This window comes from Rhizobium sp. LEGMi-198b (assembly GCF_054114205.1).
In genome coordinates, this window is sequence record NZ_JBSYVH010000008.1 from 28746 (window position 1) to 52057 (window position 23312).

The following is a 23312-nucleotide window of genomic DNA, read 5'->3' on the forward strand; positions in this document are numbered from 1 at the left end:
ACGATGAGCACAATCATCAATCAATCCATGGCTTTGACCATATCCAATCTGAAATCGCTTCGCCGCCGGATATGGATTTCCCTTTCCCTGGTCTTTTCCGTTGCGATGGTCGTTACGGTTCTGCTCGGCTTCCTGGCGATGTCGAACGGCTTTCGGACTTCCCTGCTGCAAGCTGGCTCTAAGGATATCGTCATTGCTCTGGGAAAAGGGGCGGCGACGGAGCTCGGCAGCCGGATCGAACCGTCCCAGCTTCATTTTCTCGAGGGCGCTGCCGGAATCGCGACCAATGCGGCCGGAGCTTCAGTGATGTCGCCGGAAATGGTCGTCCCGGTAGATGTGCCGGAGAAGATCGGCGGGTTGCTTTCAACACTCTCCTTGCGCGGCATCGGTCCGTTCGGGCTCAGCCTGTGCCCGAATGTCAGGATCGTTGATGGCCGTATGTTTAATCCCGGCGCCAGCGAGATCATCGTCGGGCGTCGGCTGAGCCTTGACTACAAGGGATTGGCGCTTGGCGAACGGCTCACGCTCGGCACATCGAAATGGACCGTCGTCGGTATTTTCGACGCCGGCGGCTCCGTCTTCGAATCCGAAATGCTGGCGGATATCGGCGTGGTGCAGACGTTGTTCAACCGGCCCAATCTGGTTGAGAGCGTCAGGATCAAGCTCACCGCGCAGGAAGCCTTGCCGGCACTACAATCCATGGCGGCAGATACGCCGCAGATCGGGCTGACTCTGCGGTCGGAACAGGATTATTTCGCAGCGCTCGCAGAACGCACGTCGAAGCTGATCCTCCTTCTCGGCTGGCCGCTGGCGGTGATCATGGCCGCGGGCGCGGTGGTCGGTGCGATGACGACCATGTTCAGCTCCGTGTCGGATCGCAGCACCGAGATTGCCACCGTCCGCGCAATCGGCTTCAGCCGGCGGGCTGCCTTTGCCGGCACTTGGATCGAGGCAATGATCCTGACCTGCTTCGGATGCCTGATCGGCGTCGGCTTTTCTTATGCCGTCCTCAACGGCTGGACCGCCTCAACGATGAGCGCCGATCATACGCAGATCGGGTTTCAACTGGTCCTGTCTCCTGCCCTGGTAACGAAGGCCGTTTGGCTGTCCTTGATCATCGGCGCCGTCGGCGGTGCATTGCCGGCGGTAGCTGCGACGCGCATTCCGCTGCGGCTGGCGATGAGCGGGCGAACGGAGATTGGCTGAGGACGGACGTGGCGAACGCTATCTCTTTGCTTTCGCCCGCCTAAGCTTTCGGTCAGCCACCAGAAGAAGGCCCTTGAGTTCCGGTTCGCGCACGCGGTTCGCAGCCTCGATGAAGGAGACCCATGCGTTGCGGCGTTGGCCTCTTTCCGGAAAATCCTCGTAGATTTTTTCGACTTCGAGCAAATGCAGTTGCACAATGCAGGGAACGCGGTTGCCGTCGGCGAGCTGCTTCAGATAGGTGAAATAGCCGAAAGGTTTCTTCTTGATCTTGCCGCGAACGCCGGCTTCCTCGAAAGCCTCGATCGCGGCCACCTCATGCGGCTTTTTCCCTTTTATCGGCCAGCCCTTCGGAATAACCCAACGCCCGCTTTCGCGGCTGGTGACGAGAAGCACTTCCGATATGCCAAGCTCCTCATTTCTCCGATAACAGATCGCCGCACATTGCTCATATACGGGGCCGTTAAAGAGCTCATCCGCATGGGAGGCGAGATCGGAAAGAAATCTGTCCGTTCCTCTCGAGGATTTTGTCTGCCCTGAGGTCAAAGGTGCCATGTCGTCAGCCACCCCTGATCGAGTTGCGCCACACGAGATCGGCATGAAGACGGATGGCATGTACCCGTCCTTCAGGCTTCGCCGCCTCCTTGCTCTCCAGCCACGCGACCGCCTCCCGCGCCATCGTGGCAAGAGGCTGAGCAAAGGTCGTGAGTTGGTAGGATGCCCAGGAGGTCTGCTCGATATCGTCGAAACCGGCAACGCAGAGCTGGTCGGGAACGGAAATGCGAAACTGGTGGCGGGCGGCATCTATGAAGCCGCAGGCAAGCAGATCGGTCGCGCAGAAGACGGCATCCGGGCGCTCGTGAAGGGTTAGGAGCCTCTGCGCAAGGACCCTGCCGCTCTCATAGCTTGTCCACCCGTAGCGCTCGACGACGACCTCCAGACCATGCGCCCTGGCCGCAGCGACGAAGCCGTGCTCCCTTGCCATGAGGCTTGGTGTGCCGGCCTCCGAATTGGCAAAGGCGAGCCTGCGGCAGCCGGCACGAAGGAAGGCGGTAACGACGCGGGCAGCAGCCTCTTCGTCGTCGAGATTGATCCGCAAGGGCCCGTCCTGCTCGTCATCGCGATTGATCAACACCAATCGCTGGCCACTCTTCAGGCAGAGTTGCGTAATCGACTTATCGGGCATCCCGGAGATAATGATCGAGGCATCGGCGCGGTAGCGGATCGCCTGGCGCAACGCGAGGTCGACACTGCCGTCCAGCAGATCGGTATTGACGAGCATGGCAATCTTGCCGCTGTGCTGCAGTTCCTGCGTCAGCGCCTTGATCAGGCCGGAGCGATGTGGGGTGGCCATGTCGGACACGATCAGGCAGACGATACCGCTTTCGTTGCGCATCAGCCCGCGGGCGAGATGATTGACGTGATAGCCGAGTGCGTCGGCGGCCTCGAGCACTTTCCGGCGCGTCTCCGGCGATACGCTCGCCCCTGGCGTGAACGTGCGCGAAACGGCCGAGCGGGACACCCCCGCGCAGTCCGCGACTTCTTGTGCGCTCACGAACACTTTCTGCGACACGCTTCTCTCCAGCCGGCATGCGGCTTTGCTCGGTTTTGCAATTGCGTGCATCATCCTGTGAGCCGATGTCGTGACAGTTTTATGAAGAAAGCTGTTGATGGGTGCCGTAAGGTCATGCGGCATTTGCACGCGTTTGCAAGATGAACGAATACAGAGAGGGCGTGCGTACTTCGCGGCAAAAGCAATGTGATCAATTATAGTCTTCAGTTCCGCCGTGCTCGCTGATCAGCGGCACGAAAATCACGGCGCCGAGATTTTGGGTGGTAAAATTATCCGAGCCTTTCCGCACAATTTTCAGGAGCGTCTGCCTGCTCTCTTCCGGCCCTACCGGGATGACCAGCCGGCCGCCTACGGTCAATTGTTCTTTCAGGGCCTGCGGCACCTCCAGCGCGGCGGCTGAAACAAGGATGGCATCGAAGGGGGCGGCCTTCGGCCACCCCTTTGAACCGTCTCCGCAACGCAAATCGATATTGTCATAGCCGAGACGTTGTAGTCGTTCGGTCGCTCCGGCCGCAAGCGAGGCATGGCGCTCCACGGCAAAGACATGAGCCGCCATGCGGCTGAGGATAGCGGTCGCATAGCCAAGCCCCGCGCCGATTTCCAGAACCGTGTCGCTGGGCTTAACTTCGGCTGCCTCGATCATCAGCGCAACCATGTAGGGCTGAGAGATCGTCTGCCCCTTGCCGATCGGCAGCGGACAGTCGTTATAAGCAAACATCTCGAAGCCCTTTTCGACGAAGTTTTCCCGTGGAATCAGGCGCATGGCATTCAGCAGCGCCGGGTCGCGAATGCCGCGCCCGGCGATCTGTTTTTCCACCATATGAAGACGCCCGTGCATGGCCGGCTGTCTCCACTCCCGCACAAGCCGCCGTTCACGCCGTCTGGCTATGCTCGCCACCATGGCGGGAAATGCCGCTCAGCGCTTGGCCGGCACTACCGTTGCTTTGCGACAGGGCGATATCGCCGAGCGAGAGGATACCGACCAGCCGTTTGCTGTGATCCAGCACCGGCAAGCGACGGACCTTGATGTTGCCCATGTTCCGGCAGACCTCGTCGATCTCCTGATCATCGAAGCAATATTTGACTTCCGATGTCATCACATCGCGGACCTTCGCGTCCGGCCCCTTGCCATTGGCGATGCCGCGAATGGCGATATCGCGATCGGTGATCATGCCGACTAGGCGGTCATGGTCGCCGACAGGCAGGACACCGGCGTCGAGATCCGCCATCGTCCGTGCAGCCTGCAGGATCGTTTCGTCAGGATTGGTAATGCGCACGTCGTGCGTCATGGCGTCTCGAACTTTCATTGGTTCCTCCATGAGCGGACGCTTCGTCCGGCCTTTAGGCACAGGACAATCTCTCCAGCGACCTTAGATCGGGCGGCGCCCGGCACCCCACTGGTCGCGGTGCCCTCCGCTGAGAGCCCGCTACAACAACAGGCGAAGCGCCGATCTGTTCCCGTCCACAGCGCGGATAATCGAAATTACATCGCGAATTCGTCGTCCTCATCGGCAGAAAGCAGATCGACAAGCGTGGCTACCTTGCCGCTCGGCAGAGTCCTGCCCTCGCCGATCAGAGCCTCGTCATTGTTGACCCAGGCCCAAGCCTCCGCAAGCTCGCCCAGAGTTGCGCCGGTCGCGGAGATATCGGCCATCAGAGTCTCATCGACTGGTCCAAGAACGGAGACGATCTCTTTTGCAGTCATGGTCATATGCATTCTCCTGAGGTTTCATAGGCCCGGAATCGCGGCGAGCCCTTTCATCTCCTTGAAGGCGGAACGAAATCCTTTCAGCTTTGTTCCGGCATTCAAGCCGGCCACGAACGTCAGGAGGGTGCGATGCCGAGTACGATGATCGAGCTCATGCCTTTGAATCCCACTTGGATGGATATCGCGATGCGCGTCCTATTGGTCGTCGCTGCCGGCGGGCTGATTGGCCTCAATCGCGAGGCAGGTGGGCACGCCGCCGGATTTCGGACGACGATCCTGGTCGGATTGGCGGCATGCCTGACCATGATTCAGGCCAATTTGCTGCTCCCCATGACGGGCAAAACATTCCAATCATTCGTCTCCATGGACATACTGCGTTTTCCGCTCGGCGTGCTGACGGGCGTCGGCTTTATCGGCGGTGGTGCCATCCTCAAGCGCGGCGATCTGGTCACAGGCGTGACAACAGCGGCAACGCTTTGGATCATGACGGCAATCGGCCTGTGCATTGGCGGCGGGCAACTTGTGGTCGGGTCCGCCGGAGCTATGGTGGCCTTCATCGTGCTCACACTCTTTAAATGGTTCGATGAGCTGATATCGCATAAGCAAAAGGCGCGCGTGGTGATCGAGCTTGCCGACAGCGCCGATATTGCAAAGATCGAAACGGCCTTCGCTCCACTCGGATATTCCTTCTGCTTTGTCGGCAAATCGATAAATGAGGCCGACGGCGCGGCTCATGCCGCCTATCAGGTGCGATGGAAGCATGGGGGTATCAGCGGCGGCGCGCCAAAACTGCTGGCTGATGTCGAAGAGCGCTACAAAGTAGTCTCTTTCGAGATGACGACGACGACTACATGACCATGAAATGCACAAGAATGCTCACGGGGAACATTCTTGACTGGCGATGGTTTGCCCTTCGAACAAAAGGAGGATGCCATGGCCAAAATGAGAGAGATGGAAACCAACGCCACCCCCTCCGCTGACGCCGATATCCGCACCCAGCAGGCGCTTGATCAGGCTGCCGGCGGCTCCGGAGACATCGATGCCCTTGCGCCTGATATGGAGAGGCTGGAAGTGAACTTCACCTACGCGGAGCCGGGCACGGACGACTTTCGGTCGGCAGATACGCCGGATTGTGACAGGCAACGCAAGCAAGCCCTGGATGCTGCCGCCGGCCGGATTGCGGAGGCGGTCAGAGCCTCGCAGCCGCGAGAGCACCGCACGATGCGCAATGTTACGATGCTGGCAATCGGCGGCCTTGCCGGCTTTTTGCTGCACGAGGTCCTCAGGAGTCGATAGGCGGCCCGGGGCTGCGAGATGGAACCTTATGGCGTTTTTCATGTTGCATTTCATGAACCCAACGAAGGGAAAGCGTCATGCGACGTCAGCCCAAGACATATGCGCCGTCGACAAAGCCTGAGAAAAACCCTTTCAAGGTATCCGAATCGCAGTGGCGGCCGGATGCGGAGATTCGCGCGGAAATCCATAGGAAACTGAGCGAAGACCCGCTGCTGGATATCTCCGGCGTCTTCGTCACCGTCAACAATGGCCGCGTTCTCATCGAAGGATCCGTCGAAAACGACGAGGCCAAGCGACGCGTCGAGACCCATTCGCGGCAGGTAAGCGGCATCAGCGGTCACGACAGCAATCTTTGTGTTCGTAGGCCGCGATAGAAAGCGTAGGCAAGCATGCGCGCACTGTTGATCATCATTATCGGATTGATGGTCGCCTCGATCCTCAGCATCCTCGTCATCAAGCCGTTCGTGACCGGAAAGAACCAGGATTCGACTGTCGCTCAGAAAACCATCGAGCAACCGGAACCCAAGCCGTAGAGTTCCCAAAACGGATTATTTGGCTTCCGGCGTCTGCTGTTCCTGCTGGCCCGGGACCTCGCTAGGCGGAATAACCGGTGTCTTGCCGCCACGCGGCGCAGGCTTTTCCATAGCGCTGTCTCCAGTCACAGGCGGCTTCAGCACACCGCCGCAATCCGAAAGTTTATCGTCGTTATCCTGAGGATCAGCCAATGCGGTTTGGTTTTCACCTTGGGTCTGGCTATTGGCGTCGGGAGCCCGGCAGCGTTCGCTGTTCGGCATCTTGAGCTGTTGCGCGGACATGAGTCCCGGCATTGCAACTGTTAGCGCAGCCGCCAGCAGCAGGAACCGTCCAAGCGATCGATGCTTGGCTTCAGACTTAGGTGAAGTTGATGGCGTGGTCGTTGCTCGTACCGGCGATGACACCACGCTCGTGATGTGACCGGCATCGCGATTGCCAACTGTTGCGATCGGAACCGGCCGACAAAGCTTGAAGCTCTCGTCCATGCTGTTCTCCATCGATGAAAGTGCGGGCTGCAGACCGGATGGATTGGAAGCTCGCCTGCCATTTCGTTGGCCATGGAGAGAAAACGGAAAAATCTCCATGTTCTTCAGCACCATCACGTCCGTTTGGCACGGCCTGCAGTGTCAATGGAAAACGTCTGTTGGCGGCCGATGTTCCGGTTTAATTCAGGGTGCAGAAACTGAAAACGGCCTCCCATGAAGGGAGGCCGTTCGCATTTTCCAGAGATGCCGATAGCGTCGTTATTCCGCTGCCTGCAACGCCGGCGGATCGACGTCACTGGTCAATCGCCCAGCCATGGCGGCGGCAAACTTAGTCTGGTCGAGTTCGTTTTCCCAGCGGGCGACGACGATAGTCGCAACGGCATTGCCGACGAAATTCGTCAGGGCGCGGCATTCCGACATGAAGCGATCGATGCCGAGGATGAGCGCCATGCCGGCGATCGGAACCGACGGCACGACGGCAAGGGTAGCGGCCAGCGTGATGAAGCCGGCACCGGTGATACCGGCAGCCCCCTTGGAGCTCAGCATGGCCACGAGCAGCAGCAAGATCTGGTCAGTGAGCGAGAGCGAAGTATCGGTCGCCTGCGCGATGAACAGCGCCGCCAGGGTCATGTAGATGTTGGTGCCATCGAGGTTGAAGGAATAGCCTGTCGGGATAACGAGACCGACGACCGAGCGCTTGCAGCCGGCGCGTTCCATCTTGTTCATCAGGCCGGGAAGTGCTGCTTCCGACGACGAGGTGCCGAGAACGAGCAGCAATTCTTCCTTGATGTAGCGGATCAGCGCCAGGATCGAGAAGCCGTTGTAGCGCGCGACGGCGCCGAGAACGACGAGCACGAACAGCAGTGATGTAGCGTAGAAGGTGCCGATCAGGAAGGCCAGGTTGGCGATCGTGCCGATGCCGTATTTGCCGATGGTGAAAGCCATGGCGCCGAAAGCACCGATGGGCGCGAACTTCATCAGCAGGGCGACCATGCGGAAGATCGGCGTGGTCAGTGCCTGCAGGAAGTCCTGTACAGGGCGGCCGCGTTCGCCGACAGCGCCGAGTGCGATACCGAAGACGACCGAGAAGAACAGAACCTGGAGGATGTCCCCCTTGGCGAAAGCGCCGACGATCGTGTCCGGAATGATGTTCATCAGGAAGCCGACCACCGTCGCGTCATGAGCCTGAGCGGCGTAATTGTTGACGGCCTTCGTATCCAGCGTTGCCGGATCGATGTGCATACCGGCGCCCGGCTGTACGACGTTCGAGATGATGAGACCGACGATCAGCGCCAGCGTCGAGAAGGTCAGGAAGTAGATGAACGCCTTGCCGACGACGCGGCCGAACTTCTTGAGATCCGACATGCCGGCGATGCCGGTGGTGACCGTCAGGAAGATGACCGGCGCGATGACCATGCGGACCAACTTGATGAAGGCATCGCCGAGCGGCTGCAGAGACGCACCGATCTGCGGATAGAAATGTCCAAGCAGGATGCCGGCGGCGATCGCGGCAAGAACCTGCACATAGAGATGCCTGTAAAAGGGAATTTTGCCGTGTGTCTCGGCAGCGACGGGTGCAATCATGATATCCTCCGTTATGCCCAACCGATCCTTCGGCCCTCCGGGCAACGACTACTGATCTTCAACAGCCTCCGACTGTTTGACGGATCGTTGCAACGGGCGTGCCAAATGAAGGATTTCCTAATAATTTATTGATATAAAAGCAGATTTTATGCAGGTCGGTAGCTAGATCTCCAAATCTGTGCGGCAATCCGCACAGATCGAATTGCGATACGCGCGAAATCATGCACAATGTCATGATGCTGCAGCGGCCAACCATGGAACGATTTTCGACGCCAGAGCAGCTAGGCCGGCGCTCTCGCCGTGTCTGGTTGGTCTTTACGGCTTTCTGCGCGATCCTCATCGCAGCCGCGCTCTATGGCGCCGGCGTTTACGGCCGCATGACCGCAATCGAGGCATTGCAGGTCCAGGGTCGCACCGACGCGAACCTGAAGGTCGCACTGCTGAGAGCCGTCCTCGAACGGCCCCGCGCCTTGCCGCTTCTCCTCGCGGACGACCAGCAGGTGCGCGACGCACTTGCGGCGGCTAAAGGCGATGCCGTTACCACGCTCGACCGCAAGCTCGAAAGCCTCGTCTCCGGTACCAAGGCCTCGGTGCTCTACGTCACCGGCAAGGACGGTGTCGCGATCGCATCGAGCAACTGGCGCGAACCACTGAGCTTCGTCGGCAATGATTATTCCTTCCGTGATTATTTCCGGCGGGCGATGGAGGCGGGAACGGCGGAGCATTTCGCGCTCGGCAATGTCAGCAACCGCCCCGGGCTTTACATTTCCCGCCGCGTCGGCGACGCGGAGAACGCGCTGGGTGTCGTGGTGGTCAAGATGGAATTTGACCAGCTCGAAGCCGATTGGCGGGAAGCCGGCCGTCCGGCCTATGTCACCGACGAGCATGGGGTCGTGCTGATCACCAGCGTTCCCTCCTGGCGCTTCATGACGGCATCGCCGCTGCCTGCTGAAAACCTCGCCGCCATCCGCAAGAGCCTGCAATTCGGCGATGCGTCGCTGACACCTCTGCCGATCGCCCGCCCCGAAGCGATCGGTCCGGATGTCTCGATCGTGCGCGCGGTCCTGCCGGGCAGCAGCGCTGCGGAATATCTGCGGCTGAGAACAGCAATCCCCTCGACGCCCTGGCAGTTGGACTATCTCGTCCCGACGGATCAGGCAATTTCTTCCACGGTCCGCGAAACGCGCTTCCTCGTCCTGACTGTGCTGGTGCCGATCCTGGCGATCGCCGCCTTCCTGCTAAGGCGCCGCCACGTATCCGTGATGCAGATCGCCATCAGCAGGGTCGCTCGCGAGGAGCTGGAACGGCGCGTATTGGAGCGCACCGAAGATCTCAGCCGCGCCCGGGATCGGCTCGAAGCGGAAATTGCTGATCACCGCACGACGGAGGCGAAGCTGCAGGTCGTGCAGCAGGATCTGGTACAGGCCAATCGCCTAGCAATCCTTGGCCAGGTCGCCGCCGGCGTCGCCCATGAGATCAACCAGCCGGTCGCGACCATTCGCGCCTATGCCGACAATGCCCATATCTTCCTAGAGCGACAGCAGATCGCGCCGGTAAAGGAAAATCTTACTTCCATAGCGGCCCTGACCGAACGGATCGGCACGATTACCGAAGAGTTGAAGGCATTTGCCCGCAAGGGACGAACCGCGCCGGAACCGGTGGAACTGAGGAGCGTCATCGAAGGCGCCGTGATCCTGCTCAGAAGCCGCTTTGCCGGCCGGCTCGATGCACTGGTGATCGATCCTCCGCCCGCCGGATTGGCGGTCATCGGCACACGCGTTCGGCTCGAGCAGGTGCTGATCAATCTCTTCCAAAACGCGCTCGAAGCGCTGGAAGGGCGCGAACAGCCGAAAGTCGAGGTTTCGGTGCAGGAAACGACCGACGGCATTGCTGTCATCGTCTCCGACAACGGCCCCGGTATTCCGCCGGCCATCCTCCATTCGCTGTTCACGCCGTTCAATACATCGAAGGAAAAGGGCCTCGGCCTCGGTCTTGTTATCTCCAAGGACATCGTCGCCGACTATGGCGGCCGCATCGAGGTTGAAAGCGGCGAGAACGGCACCCGTTTCACCATTCATTTGCGCAGGGCAATTTCATGAGCGACGTTTCCGCGGTCTTTCTAATCGACGACGACAGGGACCTGCTGAAAGCGACGAAGCAGACGCTAGAACTCGCCGGCTTTTCCGTTTCCGCCTTCTCCACCGCGGCCGATGCGCTCGGCGCGCTGGAGGCCGGTTTTGCCGGCGTGATCGTCTCCGATATCCGCATGCCGCAGATGGATGGACAGCAGCTATTCAGTCGCGTCAAAGAGCAGGATGCGGACCTGCCGGTCATCCTGGTCACCGGCCATGGCGATATCCCGATGGCGGTCAAGGCGATCCAGGATGGCGCTTATGACTTCATCACGAAGCCCTTCGCCACCGACCGGCTGGTGCAAAGCGTGCGGCGGGCGGCGGAAAAGCGCCGGCTCGTTCTGGAAAACCGCGCGCTCCGCGTTGCGGCCGAACAGGCACAGGGCGATCTGCCGTTGATCGGCCAGACGCCGGCGATGGAGCGGCTGCGTCATACGCTGCGGCAGATCGCGGATACGGATGTCGATGTGCTGGTGACCGGCGAGACCGGCAGCGGCAAGGAGGTAGTCGCAAGCCTCTTGCATCGCTGGAGCCGGCGCGCCAAGGGGAATTTCGTGGCGCTCAATTGCGGCGCGCTGCCGGAGACCGTCATCGAAAGCGAGCTTTTCGGCCACGAGCCCGGTGCCTTTACCGGCGCACAGAAGAAGCGCATCGGCCGCATCGAGCATTCAAGCGCCGGCACGTTGTTTCTCGATGAGATCGAGAGTATGCCGCCGGCAATACAGGTACAGATGTTGCGTGTTCTGGAAATGAGGGAGGTGACCCCGCTTGGCACAAACGAGGTGCGTCCGGTCGACCTCCGTGTGGTGGCGGCCGCGAAGGTCGATCTGGGCGACCCGCGCCAACGCGGCGACTTCCGTGAGGATCTCTATTACCGCCTCAACGTCGTCACCATATCCATCCCGCCGCTGCGCGACCGGCGCGATGATATCCCCCTGCTCTTCGGCTATTTCGCGGATCGCGCCGCCAGCCGCTTCAAGCGTGAAGTGCCCGCCATGTCCGCCGCTATTCGCCATCATTTGCAGAGCCACGATTGGCCGGGCAATGTTCGCGAGCTTTCGCATTTTGCGGAGCGTTTCGTTCTAGGTCTGGAATCGGCGGCGGAGCCGAAGGCAAGCGAAATCCTCTCCGCAGATAACACATTGCCCCTGCCCGCCCGCATCGAGCGCTATGAGGCCGAGCTGATCCGCGAGACCCTCGCTCAAAACGCCGGCGATGTCCGCCGTACGATCGAGGCCCTCGGCATCCCGCGGAAGACTTTCTACGACAAGCTCCAGCGCCATGGCATTGTTCGGGGAGATTTTGCAGGCTTCGATGGTGACGACCGACGACCACGCGTGGGTGATTAGAGCATGTCTTCGGCCCTGCGACAAAACCGCCATGCCGGGGCGCCGATCAAAGCGATCAGGAACTGATCTTCTACCCAAACGTTACCGACCCTATGGCCAACAGATATGAGAGTTGTGCCGTGGTCGATGATCAGCATCTCGCTCAGAAAGACAACCAGACCGAACCTCGGATTGAACGTGTCCATCCCGGCAACGATCACCAGACTGACCGGGCGGAGAAAAAGCGTCCGTCATTCGTCCGCAGGCATCCCCTTTGGATCCTGCTTGGCCTGATTGTTGTCGCTGCCCTTGCCGCCGCTACGTGGTTCGCCTGGCAGATCTATTTCCAACCTTATGAATCGACCGACGACGCCTTCATCGACGCTCGCAGCTTCTCGCTTGCCATGAAGGTTTCCGGCTATGTCACCGATGTTCCCGTGACCGACAATCAGCATGTTCAGGCTGGCGATGTCATCCTGAAGATCGATCCGCGCGATTACCAGATCACCCTCGACCAGGCCAACGGACAGGTGAATGTTGCGGCCGCCGCGCTCCAAAGCGCCGGTGCCCAGATCGACGCCGCAGGCGCCGCGATCGATGTCGCAAAGGCCCAGCAGAACTCGACAGCGGCCGCGCTGCAATATGCACAGCAGGAGGCCGCACGCCAGCAGCAACTGGTCAAAAGCGGTTCCGGCAGCGTGCAGGCGGTGCAGCAGGCGACCTCCAACCTGCAGCAGAGCCAGGCGAGCCTTGCACAGGCCGAGGCAAACATAACCTCGGCGCAGAAGAACAAGGCGGTTGCCGAAGCCCAGAGGGCGAGTTCTGCCGCGAGTTTGAGCCAAGCGCGGGCTCAGGCCGAAGAGGCGCAGCAGAACCTCAAATATACGACGATCGTCGCGGCCCAACGCGGCCGTGTCGTCCGCCTCACTGGTGCCAAAGGGCAATACATCGAAGCCGGACAGGCCATCTCGATGTTCGTTCCCGACGAAATCTGGATCACCGCGAATTTCAAGGAGACGCAGTTGACCGACATGCGGCCGGGGCAGCCGGTGGATGTGACGATCGATGCCTATCCGGATCACAAGCTGCACGGCAAGGTCGCATCGGTTCAGCCCGGCTCCGGCACGGCGTTCTCCCTGCTTCCCGCCGAGAACGCGACCGGCAACTATGTGAAGGTCACACAGCGCGTGCCGGTGAAGATTGTCGTCGACAATTGGCCGGCGGATCTCTCGATCGGTCCCGGCATGTCCGTGGTCCCCACGGTCACCGTCCGGCCGAGGCATTGACATGAGCGGCGCAAACACAACCGCTGGCGGAGCGACCACTCCCGCCGCGGGCGCCACCAATCCATGGCTGATCGCGGTCGTGGTCTCGCTTGCGACCTTCATGGAGGTATTGGACACGACGATCGCCAATGTGGCGCTGCGCTATATTTCGGGCGGCCTTGCGGTCAGCGCCGACGAAGCCTCCTGGGTGGTTACGACCTATCTCGTTTCCAACGCAACCATTTTGGTCGCCAGCAGCTTCATCGCCGAACGATATGGCAGACGTCGCTTCTATCTCTCTTGCCTCGCGATCTTCACGATCGCCTCCGTTCTCTGCGGACTGGCGTGGAATCTCCAATCGCTTCTCATCTTCCGCGTCATCCAGGGATTTGCCGGCGGCGGCATGGTGCCGACGTCGCAGGCGATCCTCGCCGATTCATTTCCGCCGGCAAAACGCGGCCAGGCATTTGCGATGTTCGGCGTTGCGGTCGTGGTGGCGCCAGTGATCGGCCCCACGCTCGGCGGCTATCTCTCGGATAATTACTCATGGCACTGGTGTTTCCTGATCAACGGCCCGGTGGGCGTCTTTGCCTTCATCCTCGTATATTTTCTGGTGGAGAGATCGCAGGAAATGCACCGAAAACGGCAGGAACTCCGCAGGCAAGGCGTCCGCTTCGATCTTGTCGGCTTCCTGCTTGTGGCAACATTTCTCGGTTCGCTCGAACTCGTTCTCGATCGCGGCCAGACGGAAGACTGGTTCGATTCAAATTTCATCATCGCCATGACCGCGCTTTGTGTGTTGGCCTTTGCACTGGCGATCCCCTGGGTGCTGACGAAATCGAACCCGATCATCGACGGTCGGCTGCTTGGAACCCGGCAGTTCGGATCCTGCTTCATCGTCATGATGGCAACCGGCGCGATCCTGATCGCGACGACGCAATTCCTTCCGCAAGTCCTGCAGCAGGATTATGGATACACCGCCACCTGGGCCGGCTTGGCGCTGTCGCCGGGCGGCCTCGTTACCATGGTCATGATGTTCGTCGCCGGTCGTCTGACCACGGTGGTTCAGCCGAAATACATGATCGCCACCGGTGCATTGATCATTGCAGGGTCGATGTGGTGGCTGACGCGGCTCAATCCCAACCTCAATTTTGCGTTCTTCGTCTGGTCGCGGCTTTATATCGGATTGGGCCTGCCGTTGATCTTCATCGCGATCACCTCAGCCTCTTATTACGGCCTGCGGCCGGACCAGACCAATCAGGCCTCCGCCATGATCAACGCGGCGCGCAATATCGGCGGCTCGATCGGTGTCTGCATTGCCTTGAACGTTCTGGCACATCGCGAGCAATGGCACCAAAGCCGGCTCGTCGAACACATAGTCCCATCCGCCCCAGCCTACCAGGAGACCCTCCAGACCATGACGCGCTACTTTGCGCAGAAAGGCGCGACCATGGCCGACGCGCAATCGCAGGCGACAGCATGGATCGGACAACAGGTTCAGATGCAATCGAGCTATCTCGCCTATATCGACGTTTTTTACGTGCTGACTCTCATCGCCCTCTCGGCAATCCCACTTGCCCTGATCCTCAGCAATATCGACCTTGGAAAAGGCGGCGGTGGAATGCACTGAAGGCTCAAGGCATCTTGCGTTGAACCGGTTATGAATTACCGAAGGCAGCGGATGTTCGCTTCGGGGCCGAGAATATGGGAGAGAACAGGTAGCTGAGCCTTTTCGAGGTAGTGGCTGTGATGTGGTCGGCATCCTTATAGAGCGGCATGCCGTCTTGTGTCGCGTCGCAATGCCCATCGTGGCAGATCGCAGGCAGCGGGTCGACTATAGCCGCGCCGTATTTGGCCGCTAGACCAGCCAGAATAGCGCGCGACAATGCCTGCCGTTTCGCAACGTAACTCCACGGCGGGGCAACCTCCGTCGATGTCTTGGTCATCACAGCCTTGGCGACGGCTTCCGGCATGTACCGGCCCATTTCCGGCACGTCCATGACCAGCACAACCTTGGTTCCCTGCTGCGTCAGCTCCGCCACCAGCCTGTCGAGGGATGCCGTGACTGGTGCGGACTTGTCCTCTAATGGCGGCGGCACCGATGGGTCGAAGTAGACGCCCTCATGCGGCAACTCGGCATCATGCACATATTTCGGCCAGTAGGCGATCAGGAATACCAGCGGAATATGCTTCGATCTAACGAGATCACGGACGGCTGCATTGAACTCGCCGCACCGCTTCACATCACCGCGAGCCGGAAGCTGCGCATCCGGCAATGGCGGACATGACGCATGTCCCGCAAACAGACCGGAAACGCCAGCCTGTTTCGCCGCCTCGTCAATCGCCGGAGACATAGCTCCGGAATGCGAATCTCCCCAAACAAGGAAGGAAGGAGAGGCCGATCCGTCAGCGCCGAGCGGACAAAGTTTTCCCGCGCGTATGTCTGATAGAGACGGGCCGGTCGTATCGGAGTCGGCAAAACATGGCGGTGCGCCGTAACGGCTGATGTCATATGTTGCGGCGTAGACCTTCTGTACATCGGCCGGGAGGCGGCTCGGCGCACCATTGTCGCGAATGACGTAGCTACCGAATCCGACCACCGCGACCATGACCACTGCTGCGGCCGCGAATAAGGGCCTTCGACCCAAACGACTGCCACGACCGCGAAAAGGCTGCTCGATGAACCGCCACGAAAATGCGGCGAGAGCGAGCGAGACGACGACGATCAAGCCACTCTGGACCGGGGAAAGCTCGCGGCCAAAGATTTCGCGTGTGAAGACGATGATCGGCCAATGCCAGAGATAGAGGGAATAGGAAACCAGGCCGACGAACACTAGCGGCCTCGCCCGCAGCGCTCGTCCGGCCAATCCATGTTCCGCTCCAGCATAGATCACCAGGGCCGCACCGAGGCAGGGCAGCAAAGCGGCAGGGCCGGGAAATAGAGTATGATCGGTGAAACCGAAGACGGCGATGGCGATCAGGATTACGCCGAGGGCCGCAAGGCTCTCCCGCACCACAGGCCGGGCCGGTCTCGGTATCACATGGAAAGCCAGCAAAGCGCCGATCAGCAATTCCCAGGCGCGGAACTGCAACAGGTAGAATGCCGCCGCAGGCGTGCGGAAGACCGTCCAGGCACTCGCCGCGAACGAGGCGATCAACAGGCCAAGCAGAATGGGCACCGTATAGCGCCGCGCAAATCGGTTGACCGCCAACAGCAGCAGCGGAAACAGGATGTAGAACTGCTCTTCGACTGCCAGCGACCAGGTGTGCAGCAGCGGTTTCAACTGCGCGCCGATGTCGAAATAACCGCTCTCCTTCTCGAACTGAATGTTCGAGGTGAACAATGCGGCGGCCTTTACACTGCGGGCGAAATATTCCAGCTCGACCGGCATCAGAAGCAACCATGCCGCTATGGACGAGGCTGCAAGGACGGCAAAGAGCGCCGGAAAAATTCGCCGTATTCGCCTCTCGTAGAAACGCACGATGCTGAAATCGTCGCGAGCAACCTCACCCGAGATCAGCGAAGCCATCAGGAACCCGGAGATGACGAAGAAAACATCGACGCCGACGAAACCGCCGCTGAACCCCGGAATGCCCGCGTGATACAGCACGACTGGCAGGATCGCCAGCGCGCGAAGCCCGTCGATATCGGCGCGATATTTTAAATGGCCTGGAATAGGCTGGCGCACGAACTCCGGAACAGGAGAATCACGCAGTACTATGAGATTCAATCTTATTCTCCGAAGGCCACGAGGGTTCTGCGTCTGGCGTGGCCAAGCTGTTATCGCGGCGAGCTGACGTTAAACTGAAAACTCACCGCAGCGACTTAGGTTCAGCCCATATTCGTCTTGTTCGGTCGCTTAGCTGAGGTTTGGTGGATTTCAGCGGGTTGTAAGGAAGACCTAATAGCTCTCGATAAGCTGGGGTCGGCGAGGAGTGTGAAGAGCTGATATGACCAACATTACACTCCGCAACGTGGTCAAACGTGTGGCGCTTCTTAACCTCGGCTATTTCTGTGTCGAGTTTGTGGTCGCGCTGTCCATCGGTTCGGTATCGCTCTTTGCCGACAGCGTCGATTTCCTCGAAGACGCGTCGGTTAATCTCCTGATCCTGATGGCACTAGGCTGGAGCGCCCGCAATCGCGCCCGCGTTGGCATGGCTCTTGCCGCGATCCTGCTCGTTCCCGGGCTGGCGACCATCTGGACCGCCTGGCAGAAATTCATGATGCCGGTTGCGCCGGAACCGCTGCCCCTATCGCTGGCGGGCCTCGGCGCGCTCGCCATCAATCTTTCCTGCGCCATGATGCTAGCCCGTTTTCGCGCGCATGGCGGCAGCCTAACCCGGGCAGCGTTTTTATCGGCTCGCAACGATACGCTCGCCAATGTCGCCATCATTGCGGCAGGTCTCGTGACCGCATTTCTCTGGAATTCCGCCTGGCCGGACCTGATCGTCGGCATCGCCATCGCCGCCATGAACGCCGCTGCGGCGCGTGAGGTATGGACGGCGGCCAGGGGCGAACATAGTGCCGCCGCCTGAGATGCCCTGCTGTCGCCGCTTCGGTGGGATGCTAGGCTTGGACGCCTGACGTGCGGGCCATGCTCGGCTGGGATGCCAATTGCGCGGCCATGTCAGCCGTTCGATCTAGGACCGTCATTGCCTGTGAGATGAGCTCATCAAGCGCATCGGCACTCTCACAAGCCCGCACGATCAACGGCGCACTCAGGCATATCCTCAAGGCACTGGCGGGCATGTCACCGAAATCGGCGCAGCGAACGGGCTGACCGAGACGCACCGGTGTAAGGCCGTTCTGCTCGACGGCAAGGTTCTTGTACACCGCGGCCATCTCCGTCGCCGTCAGGATGCCGTCCTGATGGGGATTGCGCAGATAGAATGAGAAGATCGAAGGTATTTCATCCCAGCGCGGGGCGTGCGAGTCGCCCCACAGGCTCTTCCGGTCTATCGGCCGGCTATCGAGCAGTTCGAAGGCGCTATCGTGCTTCAGCCGCTCTCCGACCGCCTCTGCAAAAGTGTTCAGCACCGAAATCACCTTTTGCTCAGGCATGCCAACGAAGCGCTCCAGTTCCAACAGCGCCGCCTTCCATCGCAGCAAGAGGCCGAAATTGGCGTGATCTGGCAACGCGTCCCGGGCCACCCAGCCTTCCGGCCAATCCGCTTTCGCGCAATAATCGGCAAAAGCCGGAGACAAAGGCCGCTGTTTCAAGCGATCCGACATCCGAGGCGGACACAGCAGCGCCCCGCTGAAAATCGGACCGGCCAGGAATTTGGAGCCGGTGACGGCCACAAGGAAATCATGGGCCAGATAGGCACGGATCGTTGCCCCGGAGACGCGAAACTGGCAGGCATCGATCATGATATCGAGCATAGCGCCGAAGCGCGCTTTCAGGCGAAAGACCGTTTCGAGGCCTGGCGCCAGCAGGCTGGTCTTGGAAACATCCGTGACGACCAAAAGGCATCTGAGTTCTGCCGCGCGGGCAAGCTCGATCAACCCCCTCAATTCCAATTCTATCTCTTCTTCGCTCCGCAACGTGCCATCCGGATTGCGCACCGCGACCGTCGTATTTCGCGTGGCATGTCCCGGGCTTAGTTCCTCACCCTTGGCGACGGGCCTATTGCTGCTGACGCGGCTCATGAAGTGACGCCCGGCTGCGGCAGTCATCACCCCGCTCCCGGTCTCGTTGCCCATCAGCGTGATGGTCATCAAGGTCCGATCGTCCTGGCGCGCCAGCAGCTCCGCAGCGAAAAGATGGATATCGGTGCCTGACGTCGCCATGACGGCATCCACCCGCGAAGGCCCTGAGCCTTGATCGAGGCCAAGCAGATGCAGCAGTTTCGTCCGCATCCGCGCGATCTCCCGCGCGTAGATGTCGGTCGCAGCCCGCGTTTCCATCTCCCGCAAAAGATCAGCATAATAAGCGCCGACCGCCGCGAAAGCCGGTGCGGAAATGGTCGATGCCGTCGAGGAGCCGAAGGCCAGATCCTGCGGCCGGGGCGATGGCCCGTAACCATACATGTTGAGACCGGTTGCAGCGTCGCACTCCAATCTCTCGTCCCCACCGGAAATCAGGCAGGTGAGAAGCGCATCCTTGTCCTTGCCGGACGGCTTTAACGGCGCGCCTGCGGTCTCAGCCATTTTGCCGTTCGGGGCAAGGCCGGGGGCGTAGTCGTCAAAGGTCTTCAGCATGCGGAAACATTCCTCTCACAGTCCTGAGATCGAAACGCGTCAAGCGCCGCGATCTGCACGAGGCCCGCAGGATGATTTCGGGCACGGAACATTAGGACAAATAAGATGGAGCGAAGCTGACTTGCCGATGGGACGCAGATGGCGGCACCAACGATTGCTCGATATTTTCCGCACGAATGGGTCATCCGGCAAGCGCAGGCGCGGCCCCTCTACGGCGAAAAGCTCATTGAGCCTCATGACAACATCGAGAATCGATCAACTCTCCCTGCTGTTGCCGAAGCTCCAAACGAAAAAGCCTGCCGCGGGAGGAGGTGCGGCAGGCTTTCGAAAAGAACCGAACAGTAGCTGGGAGGAGGAGTGCTACTGTTCCCGCAGACGACCTTGGGAGGAGGATAAGGGCGCCTACATCACGAAGGGATGCGGGAGGAGGTGCATCGCTTCGATAACCAAGATCATATCGCAGATTTGCTCAGTTCATAGGCATTTCTTTGCAGGGCAGGCATGCGTTATGCGAAAAGCGGGATGCTCCATTAGCATCGACTTACATTGAAAATGCGGGAAACCGCCGACAGCGTGCGCAAAACAAAAGCGCCCGCTCGGGAGGAAGCAGGCGCTGACGAAAAGTCGAAGTTATGGCGTTTATGAGCCGTTAGCGAGCAACCGCGCCACGAGCGATGTTGCGGATGTCGCCGCGGCCGATACCGAGGTCATCCAGTTCGCGCGTGGACATACGGCCCAGTTCGGCGACCGTTTGACGATACTTCCGCCAGTTGTTGAAAGAGCGTGCTACGTTCATGATGATCCCCTTTCTTCGGGCATTCGAAGCCGAGCTGCCGTCCGTGGCGCTCCCCTTTGCTTCGATGAGAGGTATATAATACGGCACCCTCGGTTATTGCAGCGCCAAGGCTTCACTGCACCCATGCAAGTAGCGCATGGGTCTGAAGGCGGCCCATTCTGTCACTTCAAATTCTCTCTCCGGACCAGGCCAACCGAAACATCTTTAGGGTTGACCTTTGTCAGCCCATTAGCATTCTTGCCGGTGAGCAACCGGCAAGAATTGCAGGCGCGCGTTGCTCAGACAATCAATGGCGCAAAAATAATTCGCTGCACGTGTCGTAATCTCACGCGGCCGTTCGTCATAATCGGGAAAGCGCCAAGCGGTTCACCGTTCCAGGCAATTCGATTGCCCTTCTGAATTCAAACTCAAGGCAGCACCATGACGACCGAAAGCCAGACTTTTGCCGATGTGGAACAGGATATTCCCACCGTGGAAGACCATAGTGCCCGCAACAAACTCGTTATAGCCCTGCTGCTGGTGTCGGCTTTTGTCGTCATTCTCAACGAAACCATCATGGGTGTTGCGCTCCCCCATCTGATGGCGGATCTCGATATCACCGCGAGTGCCGCTCAGTGGTTGACCACGGCCTTCATGCTGACCATGGCCGTCGTCATCCCGATCACCGGATACCTGCTGCAACGGCTCAACACCCGGCCAGTATTCATTCTCGCCATGTCGCTCTTCAGCGCCGGTACGCTGATCTCGGCGCTGGCGCCGGGTTTCGCCGCACTTGTTCTCGGGCGGATCGTGCAAGCCTCGGGCACGGCGATCATGATGCCACTGCTGATGACGACAGTGATGACCTTGGTGCCGCCGGACTCCCGCGGCAGGACCATGGGTAATATCTCGGTCGTCATATCGGTGGCGCCGGCCATCGGGCCAACCATTTCCGGCCTCATCCTTTCGGCGCTCGAATGGCGCTGGCTGTTCCTCCTGGTCTTGCCGATCGCGTTGGGCGCATTGACGCTTGGCGCCTTGCGGATGAAGAACGTGACGGTTCCAACCACCGCGCCGATCGATATCTTTTCGATCATCCTCTCAGCCATCGGTTTCGGCGGTTTCGTCTACGGCCTCAGCGGGCTCGGCGACGCAGCACTTCGCGCGCCCGTGGTGTCGCCATGGATTCCGCTCCTGACCGGCGCTGTCGTCATCGCGGTTTTCGTATTGCGTCAGTTGCATTTGCAGAAACAGAATAGAGCGCTGCTCGATCTGCGCACCTTGACCACAAAGACCTTCACGATCGCCGCCGCCATGATGGCCATTCTGATGATGTCGATGTTCGGCGTCTTCATCCTGCTGCCCATCTATCTGCAAAACGTGCTGGGATTGTCGACGCTGCAAACCGGACTGCTGTTGCTGCCTGGCGGGCTGATCATGGGCCTTTGCGCACCGACCGTCGGGCGCCTGTTCGATAAATACGGTCCAGCACCGTTGATCATTCCGGGGGCCATCATGCTCAGCATGGTGATGGGCGGACTGGTCTTCATTCAGCAGGATACGCCGTTTTGGATGCTGTTGATCGCCCATATCGTGCTCAGCATCGGTCTTGCGCTGATGTTCACGCCGCTATTCACCGTCAGCCTGGGATCGCTACCGCCGAACCTCTATTCGCATGGCAGCGCCATGCTCGGTGCGACCCAGCAAGTCGCCGGTGCCGCCGGCACCGCGCTGTTCGTCGCGATCATGACGCTCCGGTCCACCAGCCTCTCCGCTAGCGGCGCCAGTATCCTTACGGCAACGACCGGCGGCATTAAGGCGGCATTTCTCTGTGGGGCGATCATCTCGCTGGGAGCGATCGCGGCCGCCTTGTTCATCAGAAAGCCAGAACACGGGCCGGAGGCGGGCCACCACCACTAGACACATTCGACGCTGCGGAAGCTCGGTCATCTCGAGACTGCGATTTGCTGGTGACAGGGCGGTCTTTCTCTGCGAAAAAGACGGTGATGAGAGACAGGGGCGCCCGTCGCGTGATGGGCTGAGAAGCACCCTTTGAACCTGAACCAGATAATGCTGGCGGAGGGAGTCGCTCGGGGTCTCGGCGTGCTCTTGTCGTTGTCCCCTTCGCGTCTCGCCCCGCCCGAAAGGGGCGATATGCAAGATAAAACCACTCCCGGCGCGCTGCTGACGGCCATGCGGACAAACCCTCCACTGGTGCAATGCATCACCAACTTGGTCGCGACGGCGTTTGCCGAAACGGAGGTCGGCGAATTCGCCGCAATCTCCGGTGCGTTGTCTATCGGCGGGATCAGAAAGGCACGCCCATGATCCGAAACGTCCTCTCCATCGCCGGCTCCGACCCCTCCGGCGGCGCCGGCATTCAAGCCGACCTGAAGACATTTTCGGCACGCGGCGTCTACGGCATGGCGGCGCTGACCGCGTTGACGGCCCAGAACACGCAAGGCGTTTCCGGCGTTCACCCCGTTCCTCCGCAGTTCGTCGCCGATCAGATCAAGGCGATCTTTGCCGATATACGCGTCGATGCCGTCAAGATCGGCATGATTGCCAATGCGGCAATCGCCGAAGCCGTTGCCGATGCGCTCGCTCCCCATCGAGGCGTGCCAATCGTGCTGGACCCCGTCATGATCGCCAAGGGCGGTGCAGCGCTGCTTGCCGCGGATGCCGTCGACGTCCTGACCAACCGTCTTCTTCCCCTGGCCGCGCTGCTGACGCCCAATCTGCCCGAAGCGGCGGCACTTCTGCACGAACCCGTTGCCGAAAATCGCGAGACGATGGCGCGGCAGGCAGAAAGCTTAGCAAAGCTCGGCCCGCTGGCCGTTCTGGTCAAGGGCGGGCATCTTGCCGGCGATGAAAGCCCTGATGTTCTCGCAAGCCCGGAGGGGCTGACCTGGTTCGAAGCCGGTCGCATGCCAACCAAGAATACGCATGGAACCGGCTGCACGCTGTCCAGCGCCTTGGCGGCGGAGATTGCAAAGGGTTCGACACTGACGGAAGCTGTTGCCACCGCCAAGCATTATCTTGCGGGCGCGGTTGCGGCGGCCCAAACGCTCACCGTCGGCACCGGTCATGGGCCGGTCCAGCACTTCTACGAGCTTTGGCCATAAAGCTGAACGGCGACATATGTCGACTAACAGGCGAACATACGTCCTTTGTCGCGCAGTTGACGCAAGTTTTAAGTGCGATATAATTAAAAATCACCACCATTA

At 60.0% G+C, this 23312-nt stretch carries 22 protein-coding genes, 1 pseudogene and 1 riboswitch; of the genes and pseudogenes, 13 read left to right on the forward strand and 10 right to left on the reverse strand.

Annotation, left to right across the window (positions count from 1 at the left end; genetic code table 11):
* Positions 1 to 3 precede the first annotated feature (3 nt).
* Positions 4 to 1206, forward strand: coding sequence for an ABC transporter permease (locus ACXHXG_RS25790; RefSeq protein WP_457901197.1), 1203 nt, complete (start codon positions 4 to 6; stop codon positions 1204 to 1206).
* A gap of 18 nt (positions 1207 to 1224) precedes the next feature.
* Here ACXHXG_RS25790 and ACXHXG_RS32095 read toward each other — a convergent pair whose 3' ends face one another.
* The 5 genes from ACXHXG_RS32095 to ACXHXG_RS25815 form a co-directional block, all read right to left on the reverse strand.
* Positions 1225 to 1599 (reverse strand): NUDIX hydrolase, encoded by a 375-nt coding sequence (locus tag ACXHXG_RS32095; RefSeq protein WP_245464172.1) that lies wholly within the window; start codon positions 1597 to 1599, stop codon positions 1225 to 1227.
* 163 nt (positions 1600 to 1762) lie between these two features.
* Entirely contained in the window at positions 1763 to 2776 is a 1014-nt protein-coding gene (locus ACXHXG_RS25800) for a LacI family DNA-binding transcriptional regulator (RefSeq protein ID WP_457901198.1), read from the reverse strand.
* A 190-nt stretch (positions 2777 to 2966) separates the two neighbouring features.
* Positions 2967 to 3614: a protein-L-isoaspartate(D-aspartate) O-methyltransferase gene (locus ACXHXG_RS25805; protein ID WP_457901199.1), complete on the reverse strand. Its 648-nt coding sequence runs from the start codon at positions 3612 to 3614 to the stop codon at positions 2967 to 2969.
* 34 nt (positions 3615 to 3648) lie between these two features.
* Positions 3649 to 4083 carry a CBS domain-containing protein gene (locus ACXHXG_RS25810; RefSeq protein WP_104826513.1) on the reverse strand — a complete coding sequence of 145 codons (435 nt, stop codon included), beginning with the start codon at positions 4081 to 4083 and terminating at the stop codon, positions 3649 to 3651.
* Between the two features lie 176 nt (positions 4084 to 4259).
* The gene (locus ACXHXG_RS25815; RefSeq protein ID WP_104826512.1) at positions 4260 to 4487 is read right to left on the reverse strand and encodes a hypothetical protein; all 228 of its coding nucleotides are present in this window, start codon (positions 4485 to 4487) and stop codon (positions 4260 to 4262) included.
* 126 nt (positions 4488 to 4613) lie between these two features.
* Between ACXHXG_RS25815 and ACXHXG_RS25820 the strand changes: the two genes are divergently transcribed.
* From ACXHXG_RS25820 to ACXHXG_RS25835, 4 genes are all read left to right on the forward strand, one after another.
* A complete protein-coding gene (locus tag ACXHXG_RS25820; RefSeq protein WP_104826511.1) occupies positions 4614 to 5339 on the forward strand; it encodes an MgtC/SapB family protein in 726 nt (241 codons plus the stop codon).
* 78 nt (positions 5340 to 5417) lie between these two features.
* A complete protein-coding gene (locus ACXHXG_RS25825; protein WP_283051503.1) occupies positions 5418 to 5780 on the forward strand; it encodes a hypothetical protein in 363 nt (120 codons plus the stop codon).
* 77 nt (positions 5781 to 5857) lie between these two features.
* Positions 5858 to 6154, forward strand: a complete 297-nt coding sequence (locus tag ACXHXG_RS25830; protein WP_283051505.1) for a BON domain-containing protein — start codon at positions 5858 to 5860, stop codon at positions 6152 to 6154.
* Between the two features lie 15 nt (positions 6155 to 6169).
* Positions 6170 to 6313 carry a hypothetical protein gene (locus ACXHXG_RS25835; RefSeq protein ID WP_199773645.1) on the forward strand — a complete coding sequence of 48 codons (144 nt, stop codon included), beginning with the start codon at positions 6170 to 6172 and terminating at the stop codon, positions 6311 to 6313.
* A 15-nt stretch (positions 6314 to 6328) separates the two neighbouring features.
* Here the strand turns inward: ACXHXG_RS25835 and ACXHXG_RS25840 are convergent, their stop codons facing one another.
* Entirely contained in the window at positions 6329 to 6913 is a 585-nt protein-coding gene (locus ACXHXG_RS25840; RefSeq protein ID WP_260304942.1) for a hypothetical protein, read from the reverse strand.
* Positions 6914 to 7057: 144 nt separating this feature from the next.
* Positions 7058 to 8383, reverse strand: a complete 1326-nt coding sequence (locus tag ACXHXG_RS25845) for a dicarboxylate/amino acid:cation symporter (protein WP_104826506.1) — start codon at positions 8381 to 8383, stop codon at positions 7058 to 7060.
* 236 nt (positions 8384 to 8619) lie between these two features.
* Between ACXHXG_RS25845 and ACXHXG_RS25850 the strand changes: the two genes are divergently transcribed.
* From ACXHXG_RS25850 to ACXHXG_RS25865, 4 genes are all read left to right on the forward strand, one after another.
* Positions 8620 to 10482 carry a sensor histidine kinase gene (locus ACXHXG_RS25850; protein WP_457901393.1) on the forward strand — a complete coding sequence of 621 codons (1863 nt, stop codon included), beginning with the start codon at positions 8620 to 8622 and terminating at the stop codon, positions 10480 to 10482.
* Positions 10479 to 11864 (forward strand): sigma-54-dependent transcriptional regulator, encoded by a 1386-nt coding sequence (locus tag ACXHXG_RS25855; protein WP_457901200.1) that lies wholly within the window; start codon positions 10479 to 10481, stop codon positions 11862 to 11864. Before ACXHXG_RS25850 ends, ACXHXG_RS25855 begins: the two co-directional genes overlap by 4 nt.
* 92 nt (positions 11865 to 11956) lie before the next feature.
* Entirely contained in the window at positions 11957 to 13129 is a 1173-nt protein-coding gene (locus ACXHXG_RS25860; protein ID WP_457901201.1) for an HlyD family secretion protein, read from the forward strand.
* Between the two features lies 1 nt (position 13130).
* Positions 13131 to 14738, forward strand: coding sequence for a DHA2 family efflux MFS transporter permease subunit (locus tag ACXHXG_RS25865; protein ID WP_457901202.1), 1608 nt, complete (start codon positions 13131 to 13133; stop codon positions 14736 to 14738).
* A gap of 28 nt (positions 14739 to 14766) precedes the next feature.
* On the opposite strand, the gene ACXHXG_RS25870 is transcribed toward ACXHXG_RS25865, so the two are convergent.
* Entirely contained in the window at positions 14767 to 16839 is a 2073-nt protein-coding gene (locus ACXHXG_RS25870; protein ID WP_245464170.1) for an acyltransferase family protein, read from the reverse strand.
* A gap of 220 nt (positions 16840 to 17059) precedes the next feature.
* Between ACXHXG_RS25870 and ACXHXG_RS25875 the strand changes: the two genes are divergently transcribed.
* Entirely contained in the window at positions 17060 to 17644 is a 585-nt protein-coding gene (locus ACXHXG_RS25875) for a cation efflux transmembrane domain-containing protein (protein ID WP_457901203.1), read from the forward strand.
* A gap of 31 nt (positions 17645 to 17675) precedes the next feature.
* Here ACXHXG_RS25875 and ACXHXG_RS25880 read toward each other — a convergent pair whose 3' ends face one another.
* Both ACXHXG_RS25880 and ACXHXG_RS25885 read right to left on the reverse strand, forming a co-directional pair.
* Positions 17676 to 19310: a hypothetical protein gene (locus tag ACXHXG_RS25880; RefSeq protein ID WP_457901204.1), complete on the reverse strand. Its 1635-nt coding sequence runs from the start codon at positions 19308 to 19310 to the stop codon at positions 17676 to 17678.
* A gap of 649 nt (positions 19311 to 19959) precedes the next feature.
* Complete coding sequence (locus ACXHXG_RS25885) at positions 19960 to 20106, reverse strand: DUF1127 domain-containing protein (protein WP_104826498.1); 147 nt, start codon at positions 20104 to 20106, stop codon at positions 19960 to 19962.
* Positions 20107 to 20526: 420 nt separating this feature from the next.
* Between ACXHXG_RS25885 and ACXHXG_RS25890 the strand changes: the two genes are divergently transcribed.
* From ACXHXG_RS25890 to thiD, 3 genes and pseudogenes are all read left to right on the forward strand, one after another.
* Positions 20527 to 22005: a DHA2 family efflux MFS transporter permease subunit gene (locus ACXHXG_RS25890; RefSeq protein ID WP_457901205.1), complete on the forward strand. Its 1479-nt coding sequence runs from the start codon at positions 20527 to 20529 to the stop codon at positions 22003 to 22005.
* Between the two features lie 85 nt (positions 22006 to 22090).
* Positions 22091 to 22187: riboswitch (TPP riboswitch) on the forward strand.
* A gap of 52 nt (positions 22188 to 22239) precedes the next feature.
* Positions 22240 to 22386 (forward strand): annotated as a pseudogene (locus ACXHXG_RS25895) (hydroxyethylthiazole kinase); the annotation flags it as partial.
* A 23-nt stretch (positions 22387 to 22409) separates the two neighbouring features.
* Positions 22410 to 23210 (forward strand): bifunctional hydroxymethylpyrimidine kinase/phosphomethylpyrimidine kinase, encoded by an 801-nt coding sequence (gene thiD, locus ACXHXG_RS25900; RefSeq protein WP_457901206.1) that lies wholly within the window; start codon positions 22410 to 22412, stop codon positions 23208 to 23210.
* The last annotated feature ends 102 nt before the right edge of the window (positions 23211 to 23312 follow it).